Genomic DNA, 12,480 nt, shown 5'->3' with positions numbered 1-12,480 from the left:
TAGGGTTGGCGGCTTTGCCGCCGACGCGTTCAACAATGAATAGAACAGCAGGAGAGTCAGCAGCAGCACAACACAACAGGAGACAACCATGCTTGTAGGCGTTCCAAAGGAAATCAAGAACCACGAATACCGCGTCGGCCTCACGCCGCCTTCGGTCCACGAACTCGTGTCACGCAGCCACCAGGTCATCGTCCAGCAAGGCGCAGGCATCGATATCGGCCTGGATGACGCCCAGTACACCGCCGCCGGCGCCACCATCGTCGACAGCGCACAAGAAGTCTTCGCACGCGCCGACCTGATCGTCAAGGTCAAGGAGCCGCAAGCGGCTGAATGCGCGATGCTGCGCGAAGGCCAGATTCTCTATACCTACCTCCACCTCGCCCCCGATCCCGGGCAAACCGCCGCCCTGGTCAAGTCGGGCGCCGTCTGCATTGCCTATGAAACGATCACCGGCCCGGGCGGCGGCTTGCCCCTGCTCGCGCCGATGAGCGAAGTCGCCGGCCGCATGTCGATCCAGGCCGGCGCAGCCCACCTGGAAAAATCGCGTGGCGGCATGGGCCTTCTGCTGGGCGGCGTGCCCGGCGTGGCGGCCGGCCACATCGTCATCATCGGCGCCGGCGTGGTCGGCACCAATGCGCTGCAGATGGCGGTCGGCACCGGTGCGCGGGTCACGGTGCTCGACAAGAATGTCGACCGGCTGCGCCAGCTCGACCTGGTGTTCGGCAACCGCATCTCGACCCTGTTTTCCAATGGCCACGCGCTCGAGGAAGCCGTGCTGTCCGCCGACCTGGTGATCGGCGGCGTGCTGGTGCCGGGCGCCGCAGCGCCCAAGCTGGTCACGCGCGATATGGTGTCGCGCATGAAGAAGGGCGCGGTGGTGGTCGACGTGGCGATCGACCAGGGCGGCTGCTTCGAGACCTCGCACCCGACGACGCATGCCGATCCGACCTTCCTGGTCGACGGCGTGGTCCACTACTGCGTGGCGAATATGCCGGGCGCGGTGGCGCGCACCTCGACCTTCGCCCTCAACAACGCCACCATCGGCCATGCCCTGGCGCTCGCCAACAAGGGCTGGCAGCGCGCGCTGGCGGACGATATCCACCTGCGCCGTGGCCTGAACGTCTGCCAGGGCAAGGTCACCTTCGAAGCCGTCGCCCAAGCCCTGGGCTACGACTACATTCCGGCCGATTCGCTGCTGGGCTAGAGGGACTCGTGCGCAAGATCCCGGCACAGGCGCCGAGTGATATGAAAAGCATACTGCGCGGCCACCGACATCACGAAGCGCATGAAGTCGTGGGCCGCGTTTTCGTTGGCGTTGTCCGAGATCGCGCGGATGACGGCGAACGGCACGTCCAGTTCATGGCAGACCTGCGCCACCGCGGCGCCTTCCATTTCCACCGCGACCAGGCCGGGCAAGGCGTCGTTCAGCGCCTCGATCCGCAGCCGATCGTTGACGAACTGGTCGCCGCTGGCGATCAGGCCGCGATGCACTCGTGGCTGTGCGAGACCGAAGGCCTGTCTTTCGGATTCGGCGATCGTGTCCAGGAAATCGGATTCAAGGAAAGCGTGGGCGGCGCCGGACAGGCGCGTCGAGAATTGCTGGTCGGGCTGGAAATGCGTCTGGCCGGTGAGCGGCACCTCGAATCGCGGGAACAAGGGACTCGCATCCATATCGTGCTGGACCAGCGATTCTGCCACCACGATGTCGCCGACCCGGATCGTTTTATCCCCCGCACCGGCAACGCCCGTGAAGAGGATGTGCGTAACTCCGAACTTTTCCACAAGCGTAGTCGCGGTCATGGCAGCAGCAACCTTCCCAATACGCGATAAAACGCACACAGCGTCGATTTCCCACAGTCGTCCGACCCGGAACTCGCGTTTGCCGTAGATGAGCGTGGCGGGCCCTTCCATGGCTTCTACGAGCCCTGCCTGTTCTTCGTGCAAGGCGCTGATGATCCCTAGACGCATGTTTTTCTACTAATTGAAAAGGTGGAGAGACGTTTTGGGGCGTTGCAAGCCTTCCAGCAAGGCGCAGCATCGGCATGTGCTGCGAATCGCTTCCAGCGCCTCCTCGACGCTTCTAAAGGTCGTTCAGACAGGCAACTGTGCATAAGGCACGGATTGTACACAGCTTGTATCGCTTTCAGTTTGTCATGTGTGTTGCTCGAGGAACTTGCTGGAAGGGGTGATCGATCTGTTCTGGAAGACGCTTTTTTTTGCTTGCCCTGTGTTTGCTTATTTAATTAAGAGATATGTATACAAGATTGATAGTAGTAGGTAAACGCGACGTTCTCTGTGGATAAAGCCCGTTTACTCCACAGTATCAATGGTTTACGGCGTCGTTTACGGGCTGGAAAAAGCTTGCGTTCGGTTTGAACGATTCTTGGACAACAAATTCGCTTTCAGGAAAACCACCTGTTCTGCACATCTGCTCCTGTGGATATGCAGCGGCTTTTCCACAAGCCCGATCCAGTCAGCATTGCCAAGTCATCGTCGATCGTTGTGACTCCCCCGTTTTTGGCTTGCAGTCGGCGGATTGCGTTGACGATGGTGGCGGCGGATTTCCTATGTTGTTGTATCTAAAAGCTTGTATACAGAATGGTAGTAATAGTAAACGCATACGTCTTTGTGGATAAATCCAGTTTTTTCCACAACATCAGTAGTTTACGGTCGTGTTAACCCGCTGGAAAACGCTTGTGATGGCGCTGTAGGAAAACTGGATAGAAATTTCGGTGGTCGATGAAGCAGGGGTTTTTGCACATTCCATGCTGTGGATATGCATCGGGTTTTCCACAGCCCCCAGATTCCTATTCAAGCTGGTCACGCAGGATGAGGAATCGACTTGCCTGGCGATGAAGGCGACTGGAATGTTTGGCAGGCGCGTCAGCGATGTTCCGATTTGCCACGGGCTGGCGAATTTTTTTTTATTCGGGGCTCGCCAGGTTTACAACCAAGATCTGTATACAACATTGATAGTAGTGGTTAACGGCAGCAGCTTTCTGTGGACAAGCCCATTAAAGAGCGCGAAATCATGGATTTACGTCACGGATAAGTCGGTGCACTGCTGCGCAAACTCCTTGGTGGCAAATCTGGACAAGATTTTTGCCTGTGCAAAAAAGCCGAGTTCTACACAAACGATGCCTGTGGATATCAAATAGCTTATCCACAGCTGGGGTCTGGACAGGCGTTTACGTTCTGGTAAGCTGTATTTCCGTTGAGCTGCGGTACAGGGGAAACGAATGGACGTCGTGTCGCAGTACGCCAATGTCAATGGCTTGAACATGCATTACGTGACGGCCGGTGAGGGCGCGCCAGTTGTGCTCCTGCATGGCTTCCCGGATACCCATGCGATCTGGCGCCGCCAGATTCCGGCACTGGCCGCGGCAGGTTTCCGCGTCATCGCTCCCGATCTGCGCGGCTACGGCAAGACCGATATGCCGGGCGAGGCCGGCGCCTATGCGATCGATTTCCTTGCCGACGATGTATTGCGCCTGATGGATGCGCTGGGCATCGAGCAGGCGACCGTGGTCGGTCACGACTGGGGCGCCCTGATCGGCTGGCATCTCGCCATGCATGCGCCGCAGCGGGTCAGCCGCTATGCAGCGCTGTCGGTCGGGCATCCGAAGGCGATCGCAAAAGCGGGGCTCGGGCAGAAGCTGCGCTTCTGGTATATGGGCGTGTTCGTAACGCCGGTCCTGGCCGAAACGCTGTTGAAAGCCGGGAACTGGGCGGCCTTGCGATCGATGAACCGCAGCCGTGAACAGCAGCAGCTCTGGATCGATGCATTGGCGCCCCAGGGCCGCCTGACCGCCGCGCTCAATTACTATCGGGCGAACCTGAAGGCATCCAGCACACGCCGATGGAAGCCAGTCGATGTGCCGGTGCTGGGTGTCTGGAGCGAACACGATCCCGCATTGGGCGAGCGGCAGATGCTCGAAACACGCGAGCAATGCCGCGCTGGTTTCCAGTATGCGCGCATCGATGGTGTCGGTCATTGGCTGCAACTGTCGGGTGCTGAAAAGCTCAATACCCTGCTCATCGAATTCGCCACGACCACGGCTGCCGTCACGCCGGCGTGAGCCGCCGTAGGAGAGGGCGGCGCCGTGTCGGTACGGCATGCTTGCCGTAGAATATCGGCTCTGCACCTCCCCTGAAAGTCTTCCATGATCGATGTTGTTTGGCTTGGCGGCGCTGCCTTCGCTGCCGGCCTGGTCGACGCCGTTGTCGGCGGCGGCGGCCTGATCCAGCTTCCCGCCATGTTTTCCCTGTTGCCGAAGGAAGCGCCGGCGACCATCCTCGGCACCAATAAACTCGCAGCGATCTTCGGTACGAGCTCGGCAGCCGCCAGTTACGCGCGCCGGGTGCGGGTTGCGTGGAGCACGGCGGCGCCGGCAGCGATCGCCGCGTTTGCCTTGTCCTTTGTCGGCGCCTGGACCGTGACGCGGGTGCCGGCCGATTTCATTCGCGCGCTATTGCCATTCGTCCTGGTTGCGGTTGCCGTCTATACCTTCATGAAGAAGGACCTGGGTGCGGTGCATGCGCCGCTGCATAGCGGGATGGCTGAGCGTTACTGGGCGATCGGCATCGGCGCCGCCATCGGTTTTTATGACGGCTTCTTTGGTCCGGGCACCGGCAGTTTCCTGCTGTTCCTGTTTGTGCGCTTCTTTGGCTTCGATTTCCTCAGTGCGTCGGCGGCGGCCAAGGTGGTCAACGTTGCCTGCAATCTGTCGGCGCTGATGTGGTTCGGCTATAGCGGACATTTGCTGTGGCAACTCGGCTTGTTGATGGCAGGCTGTCAGATCGTCGGTTCCGTGATCGGCACCAGGCTCGCCTTGAAGCATGGCAGCGGTTTTGTGCGCAAACTTTTCCTGTTCGTCGTCACGGCACTGATTGTAAAGACAGCCTACGATTCTTTCACAAAGCTGGGCTGGTAAATCTGATTGTTCCACGTGAAACATCGAGACCGGGTTCAAGCCCGGCTTTTTTATTTGCCACTTGTTCCACGTGAAACACCAGCGTAATAACTGCAGAATAAGGTTTCACGTGAAACAAAATATGTCGTTTTCGCGGCGACCGAGAGTCCGGCAAGAAAAAAGAATCTATAATCGCGCATTAAGTCTCCTCGCCTCACATCCCATCATGCTATTTCCAACTGAATTCGACGTTATCGTCGTCGGCGGCGGCCATGCCGGCACCGAAGCAGCACTCGCGTCCGCACGCACCGGTCAACAGACCTTGCTGCTGACACACAATATCGAAACCCTTGGCGCCATGTCTTGCAATCCGTCGATCGGCGGCATCGGCAAGGGTCACCTGGTCAAGGAAGTCGACGCCCTCGGCGGCGCGATGGCCATTGCCACCGACGAAGCGGGCATCCAGTTCCGCATCCTGAATTCGTCCAAGGGCCCGGCCGTGCGCGCCACCCGCGCGCAGGCCGATCGCGTCCTGTACAAGGCGGCGATCCGCTCGCGCCTGGAAAACCAGCCGAACCTGTGGTTGTTCCAGCAGGCCGTCGATGACCTGATGGTGGAGGGCGACCGCGTGGTCGGCGCCGTCACCCAGGTCGGCCTGAAGTTCCGCGCCCGCGCCGTGGTGCTGACCGCCGGTACTTTCCTCGACGGGAAGATCCACGTCGGCCTGCAGAATTACTCGGGCGGGCGCGCCGGCGATCCACCGGCCACCTCGCTGTCCGCGCGCCTGAAGGAACTCAAGCTGCCGCAGGGCAGGTTGAAGACCGGTACGCCGCCGCGCATCGATGGCCGCAGCATCGACTTCTCGGTGCTGAGCGAACAGCCGGGCGACCTCGATCCGGTGCCGGTGTTTTCGTATATGGGCAATGTGGCGATGCATCCGCGCCAGGTGCCGTGCTGGGTCACGCACACCAATGAGCGCACCCACGACATCATCCGCGCCGGCCTGGACCGCAGCCCGATGTACACCGGCGTCATCGAAGGCGTAGGCCCGCGCTACTGCCCGTCGATCGAAGACAAGATCCACCGCTTCGCGTCGAAGGAGTCGCACCAGATCTTCCTCGAGCCCGAGGGGCTGACCACCAACGAGTTCTATCCGAACGGGATCTCGACCAGCCTGCCGTTCGACGTCCAGCTCGAACTGGTGCGTTCGATGCGCGGCATGGAGAACGCCTTCATCCTGCGTCCCGGTTATGCGATCGAATACGATTACTTCGACCCGCGCGGCCTGAAGGCCTCGCTCGAAACCCGCGCGATCAAGGGCCTGTTCTTCGCCGGCCAGATCAACGGCACCACCGGCTACGAAGAAGCCGCGGCGCAAGGCTTGCTGGCCGGCCTGAACGCGGCGCTGCAAACCCAGGGCAAGGATGCCTGGACGCCGGGCCGTTCGGAAGCCTACCTCGGCGTGCTGGTCGACGACCTCACCACGCAGGGCGTGGCCGAGCCCTACCGCATGTTCACCAGCCGCGCCGAGTACCGCCTGTCGCTGCGCGAAGATAACGCCGACATGCGCCTGACCGAGGTCGGCCGCCAGCTGGGCATCGTCGACGACGCGCGCTGGCAAGCCTTCGAGACCAAGCGCGAAGCGGTCGCCCGCGAACTCGAGCGCCTGAAATCGACCTGGGTCAACCCACGTATCCTGGCTGCGGCCGAATCGGAACGCGTGGTAGGACAGGCACTCGAGCGCGAGTACAACCTGGCCGACCTGCTGCGCAGACCAGGTGTCGAATACAACACCCTGATGACGATGCAGGGCGCCGAAGGCCAACCGCTCGCCGGTCCCGGCGTCGACGATCCGGCCGTGAAAGAGCAGGTCGAGATCCAGCTGAAGTATTCGGGCTATATCGATCGCCAGGCGCGCGAAGTCGAACGCCATGACCACTACGAAAACCTGAAGCTGCCCGAGAACCTGAACTACCTGGAGATCGCTGCCCTGTCGTTCGAAGTGCGCCAGAAGCTCGACAAGCAGCGGCCGGAAACCCTCGGCCAGGCCTCGCGCATTTCGGGCGTGACCCCGGCGGCGATTTCGCTGCTGCTGGTGCACCTGAAAAAACGCGGTGTCCAGGGCTTTGCTCCAACCACGGAGGCGGCGCAATGAAGTATGCGTTCGACCGCGATGCGCTGGCAAAGGTGCTGGCCGATGGCATCGCCGAGATGGGACTGGACGTCACGCCGGAACAGCAAACCAGGTTGATGGCCTACCTGCAGCTGATGCACAAGTGGAATGCGGTGTACAACCTGACCTCGCTGCGTGACCCGATGCAGATGGTGACCCATCACCTGCTCGATTCGCTGGCCGCGGTGCCGGCATTCGAGGGCGCGCGCAATGTGCTGGACGTCGGGGCAGGGGGCGGCTTGCCCGGCACCGTGCTGGCCATCACCCGCCCTGACATGAAGGTGGCGATGATCGACACCGTGCACAAGAAAACGGCCTTCCTCACGCAAGTCAAGGCGGAGCTCGGGCTGGCCAACGTCAGCGTGCACACGATGAAGGTGCAGGATCTGCAGGTGAGCGACAAATTCGACGTGATCACCTCGCGCGCGTTCGCCGACCTGTCCGATTTCGTCAACTGGTCGGGACACCTGCTGCAAGAGGGCGGTAAATTCATCGCCTTGAAAGGGGTGGCGCCGAGCGAGGAGCGCGAACGGCTTCCACAGGAGTGGAAAGTGATGGGTTTGCAGCCGCTACAGGTTCCAAGACTGGGCGCCGAGCGTCACCTGGTGTTCATAGTGCGAACCGGGTAAATCATATTAACTGTATAAACCGTTTATATCGTTTATATAGTATGAACCATTCAAATGGTTTGTACGGTATGAACGGTATGGCGTCTTGTAGCCGCTTTCAAGAAAGAGAATAGATGGCGAAGATTTTTTGCGTTGCGAACCAGAAGGGTGGCGTCGGCAAGACCACCACCTCCGTCAACCTGTCCGCGGGCCTGGCAAAGCTTGACCAGCGCGTGCTGCTGGTCGACCTCGACCCGCAGGGCAATGCCACCATGGGCGCCGGCATCAACAAGGCCGAGCTGGAATCGTCGATCTACCAGGTACTGCTCGGTGAGTCGGACGTGGCCGGGGCGCGCGTGCGTTCCGAGGCCGGCCGCTTCGACGTGCTGCCCGCCAACCGCGAGCTGGCCGGCGCCGAAGTCGAAATGGTCTCGCTCGAGAACCGCGAACGCCGCCTGAAGGATGGGCTGGCCGCGGTCGACGCCGACTACGATTTCATCCTCATCGATTGCCCGCCCGCGCTGTCGCTGCTCACCTTGAACGGCCTGTGCGCCGCGCACGGCGTGATCATCCCGATGCAGTGCGAGTACTACGCGCTCGAAGGCCTGTCCGACCTGGTCAACACGATCAAGAAGGTGCACGCCAACCTGAACACCGACCTCAAGATCATTGGCCTGTTGCGGGTGATGTTCGATCCACGCATGACCTTGTCGCAGCAGGTCTCGAACCAGCTCGAGCAGCACTTCGGCGACAAGGTGTTCAAGACCATCATCCCGCGCAACGTCCGCCTGGCCGAAGCCCCGTCCTACGGCATCCCGGGCGTGACCTTCGATCCGTCGTCGAAGGGCGCGCAGGCGTATATCGCCTTTGGCGCGGAAATGGTCCAGCGCATCAAGACCATGTAATCACCAAGAGAGCTGACACGACAATGGCAACCAAAAAACTCAAGGGACTGGGCCGCGGCCTCGACGCCCTGCTCGGCGGCGACATGGACGCCGCGCCCGCCGCAAGCAACCTGCCTTCGGTGCTGGCGGTCACCCAGATCCAGGCCGGCAAGTATCAACCGCGTACCCGCATGGACGAAGTAAGCCTGTCCGAGCTGGCCGCCTCGATCAAGACCCAGGGCATCATGCAGCCGGTGCTGGTGCGCCCGCTGCCGGCGGGCAGCGGCACGCCGTACGAGATCATCGCCGGCGAGCGGCGCTTCCGTGCGGCGCAGATGGCGGGCCTGGACGAGATCCCGGTGCTGGTGCGCGACGTCGACGACCAGGCCGCCGCCGCGATGGCCCTGATCGAGAACATGCAGCGCGAAGACCTGAACCCGCTGGAAGAAGCGCAGGGCATCCAACGCCTGATCTCGGATTTCAACTTCACGCATGAGCAGGCCGCGGGCGCGGTCGGCCGTTCGCGCAGCGCGGTGTCGAACCTGCTGCGCCTGATCAATCTCGCGCAGCCGGTGCAGACCATGCTGATGGCAGGGGATATCGACATGGGCCATGCCCGTGCCTTGCTCGCGGTCGATAGCGCGAACCAGATCGCGCTGGCCAGTCACGTCGTCGCCCGTCGCCTGTCGGTGCGCGAGACCGAGAAGCTGGTCGCGCGCGCGCTTGAGGAACAGAACGCGCCGGCCATGCCGGCACGCGCGAAGGACAAGCCGGGCGATATCGTGCGCCTCGAAGAAGAACTCTCGGATCGCCTGGCGACGCCGGTCGTGTTCAAGATGGGAACGAAAGGGAAGGGGCAGATGATCATCGACTTCGCCGACCTCGACATCCTCGACGGCGTGCTTGCACGTTTGCGCGCCTAAGAATGCGGAAAACGCAGGGAGGCTACCCGGTCGGTCGCGGTAGCCTCTGCGCGTTCGGCCGACCGCAGCGGCGATAGCGCTATCACCACTTTTGCTACCACCGAGCAACGTCAGTACACGCTCACTCACCTCGAATTGTCACATCCCCCGCAATACACCATTTCGCGTTAAGTTACTGAAAATATTGCTCATTCCGTCAGTAAATTGTCACATTTTCGTCATCTTTACGGAGCAGTTATAAGTTGCGAATCGTTTGACTCACGTCCGTATAACCACTTATAATTCCGGCGTTTCATGTAATTACCACATCGTAGTTCGTCCAAAATACGCTGGCTTAAGACCTAAAAGAATATGCTGCGTATCGTATCCCTGCAGTTGATAGCAACGGTAGTCGTTGGCGCCATCGCCGCACTACTGGGGGGATGGGCTGCGATGATTTCGGCTGTACTGGGCGGTTTGTGTTGTGTCGTGCCCAACGGGATCATGGCAGTGCGCTTGTTTGCCGCTTCCGCATCTGGAACGGCTTCTCCCGCGACATTTTTCATCTGGGAATTTGTAAAGATTGCATTGACGCTGGCGCTCCTGGGCGCGACGGCGTGGCTGTACCGCGATCTCAACTGGCTGGCACTGGTCGCCGGGATCATCGTGGCACTGAAAAGTTACATCATCTTATTATTTAGGCAATGACGACATGGCGACTCCAGTAGACGGCGCAGCGCACGCGCCCACCGCATCAGAATACATCGTTCACCACCTGGGCCACCTGAAGAACCAGTACCAGGTCGGTCCGGTCGATTTTTCGGTCATCCACTACGACACGATGTTCTGGTCGATCGCGATGGGCCTGACCGCCTGCCTGTTCATGTGGGCAGCCGCGCGCAAGGCGACGTCGGGCGTTCCTGGCCGTTTCCAGGCCTTCGTCGAAATGCTGTTCGAGATGGTCGATGACCAGGCCAAGACCATCGTGCACGGCGACCGCAGCTTCATCGCGCCGCTGGCCCTGACGGTGTTCGTCTGGATCGTCCTGATGAACGCGCTGGACTTGCTGCCGGTCGACATCTTTGCATGGATGTTCGCCGCCTTCGGCGTCGAGCACATCTTCCCGTATCACCGTGTGGTCCCGACCGCCGACCTGAACGCGCCGATCGGCATGTCACTGGGCGTGCTCCTGCTGATGTTCTACTACGGCATCAAGATCAAGGGCCTGGGCGGCTGGCTCCACGAGCTGTTCGCAGCACCGTTCGGCATCTGGATGGCGCCGTTCAACCTGCTCCTGAACATCATCGAATACGCAGCAAAAATGGTGTCGCTCGGTATGCGACTGTTCGGTAACATGTTTGCCGGCGAACTGCTGTTCCTCTTGATCGCACTGCTGGGCGGAACCGCGACGATGTTCGGTTTCATCGGCCACGTGATTGCCGGTTCCATCTGGGCGATCTTCCACATCCTGATCGTGATCCTGCAGGCATTCATCTTCATGATGCTGACGCTGGTCTACCTCGGTCAGGCCCACGAAGGCCACTGATCGGCGCCGCAAGCATCGAACTAGATAGTGGTTGTAAAGAAGTTGTAGTTTTTAATTTAGTTTTCAATTTAACTTTTGGAGTTTTTCATGACTGACCTTTCTTTTGTTGCACTGGCTTGCGGTTTGATCATCGGTCTGGGCGCCATCGGTGCTTGTATCGGTATCGCTCTGATGGGCGGTAAATACCTCGAAGCTTCTGCACGTCAGCCAGAACTGATGAACACCCTGCAGACCAAGATGTTCCTGCTGGCTGGTCTGATCGACGCGGCATTCCTGATCGGTGTTGGTATCGCCATGCTGTTCGCGTTCGCTAACCCGTTCGTTCCAGTCTAAGACTCGCGTCTCGAGATCTTGAAGGGCCGAACCAGTTTCTGGTTCGGCATCCGTGTTTCTGTAAGAAGGATAACCCCGTGAACCTCAATGCAACCCTGATTGCTCAGCTCGTGGTTTTCTTCATCCTGGCACTGTTCACGATGAAATTCGTGTGGCCGCCGCTGATGAAGGCGCTCGACGAGCGCGCCGCGAAGATCGCGAGTGGCCTGGCCGCCGCCGATCGCGGCAAGGCTGACCTGGCTGCCGCCGAAAAGCGCGTCCAGACCGAACTGGCTGGCGCCCGTGACGAAGTCCAGAAGCGCATCGTCGACGCCGAAAAGCGCGCGGCTGCGATCATCGAAGAAGCCAAGCGTACCGCCACCGAAGAAGGCGCACGCATCGTCGCTGCCGCCAAGGCGGACGCCGAACAGCAAGTGACTCGCGCGCGCGAAGAACTGCGTGGCCAGGTTGCAACCCTCGCGGTTGCCGGCGCCGAGCAGATCCTCAAGCGTGAAGTGAACGCAGCGGCCCACGCCGACCTGCTGTCGAAACTGTCGACCGAGCTCTGATCATGGCAGAACTCGCAACCGTCGCCCGCCCTTACGCCGAAGCGCTGTTCCGTGTCGCCCAAACCGGCGACCTGAACGCGTGGTCGGCCATCGCGTCGGAACTGGGCCAGATCGGCGCCAACTCCGATGTGCAGGCCTTCGCCAGCAACCCGCACGTCACGCACGCACAACTGGCGGACACGATTGCGTCGCTGGTCAAGGCTCCGCTGACTGCAGAAGCGAAGAATTTCATCGCGATGCTGGCTGAAAACGGCCGCATCAACCTGCTGCCGGAAATCAGCGCCCAGTTCGCGCTCCTGAAAAACGCCAGCGAAGGCGCAGCCGACGCGACCATCTTCAGCGCGTTCGACATGTCGGCCGACCAGCTGTCGCAGTTGGCCGCCACGCTGGAAAAGAAATTTGGCCGCAAGCTGAACCCAACGGTAACAGTGGATCCCTCGCTGATCGGTGGTGTGCGCGTGGTCGTTGGTGACGAAGTGCTCGATACCTCGGTACGCGCCAAGCTGCAACGGATGCACGTTGCACTGGCATCGTAATCGATAGTGTGCACTCGCATCGGCCGACGTCCCGCCC

The 12,480-nt window shown here is 60.5% G+C and carries 14 protein-coding genes; 13 read left to right on the top strand and 1 reads right to left on the bottom strand.

Going from position 1 to position 12,480, the window contains the following annotated elements; all coding sequences use genetic code 11:
* Positions 1-88 precede the first annotated feature (88 nt).
* Entirely contained in the window at positions 89-1,204 is a 1,116-nt protein-coding gene (gene ald / locus E8M83_RS07115) for an alanine dehydrogenase (protein WP_137172657.1), read from the top strand.
* On the opposite strand, the gene E8M83_RS07110 is transcribed toward ald, so the two are convergent.
* The gene (locus E8M83_RS07110; protein WP_137172656.1) at positions 1,201-1,968 is read right to left on the bottom strand and encodes a 5'-methylthioadenosine/adenosylhomocysteine nucleosidase; all 768 of its coding nucleotides are present in this window, start codon (positions 1,966-1,968) and stop codon (positions 1,201-1,203) included. The two genes, ald and E8M83_RS07110, sit on opposite strands and share 4 nt — an antisense overlap.
* A gap of 764 nt (positions 1,969-2,732) precedes the next feature.
* On the opposite strand from E8M83_RS07110, the gene E8M83_RS07105 reads away from it, so the two are divergent.
* From E8M83_RS07105 to E8M83_RS07050, 12 genes are all read left to right on the top strand, one after another.
* Complete coding sequence (locus E8M83_RS07105) at positions 2,733-3,158, top strand: hypothetical protein (protein WP_137172655.1); 426 nt, start codon at positions 2,733-2,735, stop codon at positions 3,156-3,158.
* An 81-nt stretch (positions 3,159-3,239) separates the two neighbouring features.
* Complete coding sequence (locus E8M83_RS07100) at positions 3,240-4,079, top strand: alpha/beta fold hydrolase (protein ID WP_137172654.1); 840 nt, start codon at positions 3,240-3,242, stop codon at positions 4,077-4,079.
* 84 nt (positions 4,080-4,163) lie between these two features.
* Positions 4,164-4,934: a TSUP family transporter gene (locus E8M83_RS07095; protein ID WP_137172653.1), complete on the top strand. Its 771-nt coding sequence runs from the start codon at positions 4,164-4,166 to the stop codon at positions 4,932-4,934.
* A gap of 205 nt (positions 4,935-5,139) precedes the next feature.
* Positions 5,140-7,068, top strand: a complete 1,929-nt coding sequence (gene mnmG / locus E8M83_RS07090; RefSeq protein WP_137172652.1) for a tRNA uridine-5-carboxymethylaminomethyl(34) synthesis enzyme MnmG — start codon at positions 5,140-5,142, stop codon at positions 7,066-7,068.
* Positions 7,065-7,715, top strand: a complete 651-nt coding sequence (gene rsmG, locus E8M83_RS07085; RefSeq protein WP_137172651.1) for a 16S rRNA (guanine(527)-N(7))-methyltransferase RsmG — start codon at positions 7,065-7,067, stop codon at positions 7,713-7,715. Before mnmG ends, rsmG begins: the two co-directional genes overlap by 4 nt.
* 113 nt (positions 7,716-7,828) lie before the next feature.
* On the top strand, positions 7,829-8,599 hold the full coding sequence (locus E8M83_RS07080) for a ParA family protein (protein ID WP_137172650.1): 771 nt from the start codon (positions 7,829-7,831) through the stop codon (positions 8,597-8,599).
* A gap of 23 nt (positions 8,600-8,622) precedes the next feature.
* A complete protein-coding gene (locus tag E8M83_RS07075; RefSeq protein WP_137172649.1) occupies positions 8,623-9,501 on the top strand; it encodes a ParB/RepB/Spo0J family partition protein in 879 nt (292 codons plus the stop codon).
* Between the two features lie 351 nt (positions 9,502-9,852).
* Complete coding sequence (locus tag E8M83_RS07070) at positions 9,853-10,188, top strand: ATP synthase subunit I (RefSeq protein WP_137172648.1); 336 nt, start codon at positions 9,853-9,855, stop codon at positions 10,186-10,188.
* Between the two features lie 4 nt (positions 10,189-10,192).
* Positions 10,193-11,026, top strand: a complete 834-nt coding sequence (atpB, locus tag E8M83_RS07065; RefSeq protein ID WP_137172647.1) for a F0F1 ATP synthase subunit A — start codon at positions 10,193-10,195, stop codon at positions 11,024-11,026.
* 87 nt (positions 11,027-11,113) lie between these two features.
* A complete protein-coding gene (atpE, locus tag E8M83_RS07060; RefSeq protein ID WP_005664041.1) occupies positions 11,114-11,359 on the top strand; it encodes a F0F1 ATP synthase subunit C in 246 nt (81 codons plus the stop codon).
* Between the two features lie 77 nt (positions 11,360-11,436).
* Entirely contained in the window at positions 11,437-11,907 is a 471-nt protein-coding gene (locus E8M83_RS07055; protein WP_137172646.1) for a F0F1 ATP synthase subunit B, read from the top strand.
* Positions 11,908-11,909: 2 nt separating this feature from the next.
* Positions 11,910-12,443, top strand: coding sequence for a F0F1 ATP synthase subunit delta (locus tag E8M83_RS07050; RefSeq protein WP_137172645.1), 534 nt, complete (start codon positions 11,910-11,912; stop codon positions 12,441-12,443).
* Positions 12,444-12,480 lie beyond the last annotated feature (37 nt).

This window comes from Massilia sp. HP4, from assembly GCF_005222695.1.
In the GTDB taxonomy this organism is placed as follows: Bacteria; Pseudomonadota; Gammaproteobacteria; order Burkholderiales; family Burkholderiaceae_D; genus Telluria.
Note: the sequence above shows the minus strand (reverse complement) of the source record. Positions and strands in the feature narration are given on the sequence as shown.

Coding starts and splice junctions, on each gene's coding strand:
- atpE (WP_005664041.1), top strand. CDS start 11,114: ATGACTGACCTTTCTTTTGTTGCACTGGCTTGCGGTTTGATCATCGGT.
- rsmG (WP_137172651.1), top strand. CDS start 7,065: ATGAAGTATGCGTTCGACCGCGATGCGCTGGCAAAGGTGCTGGCCGAT.
- E8M83_RS07080 (WP_137172650.1), top strand. CDS start 7,829: ATGGCGAAGATTTTTTGCGTTGCGAACCAGAAGGGTGGCGTCGGCAAG.
- ald (WP_137172657.1), top strand. CDS start 89: ATGCTTGTAGGCGTTCCAAAGGAAATCAAGAACCACGAATACCGCGTC.
- E8M83_RS07095 (WP_137172653.1), top strand. CDS start 4,164: ATGATCGATGTTGTTTGGCTTGGCGGCGCTGCCTTCGCTGCCGGCCTG.
- E8M83_RS07075 (WP_137172649.1), top strand. CDS start 8,623: ATGGCAACCAAAAAACTCAAGGGACTGGGCCGCGGCCTCGACGCCCTG.
- mnmG (WP_137172652.1), top strand. CDS start 5,140: ATGCTATTTCCAACTGAATTCGACGTTATCGTCGTCGGCGGCGGCCAT.
- E8M83_RS07100 (WP_137172654.1), top strand. CDS start 3,240: ATGGACGTCGTGTCGCAGTACGCCAATGTCAATGGCTTGAACATGCAT.
- atpB (WP_137172647.1), top strand. CDS start 10,193: ATGGCGACTCCAGTAGACGGCGCAGCGCACGCGCCCACCGCATCAGAA.
- E8M83_RS07050 (WP_137172645.1), top strand. CDS start 11,910: ATGGCAGAACTCGCAACCGTCGCCCGCCCTTACGCCGAAGCGCTGTTC.
- E8M83_RS07110 (WP_137172656.1), bottom strand. CDS start 1,968: ATGCGTCTAGGGATCATCAGCGCCTTGCACGAAGAACAGGCAGGGCTC.
- E8M83_RS07070 (WP_137172648.1), top strand. CDS start 9,853: ATGCTGCGTATCGTATCCCTGCAGTTGATAGCAACGGTAGTCGTTGGC.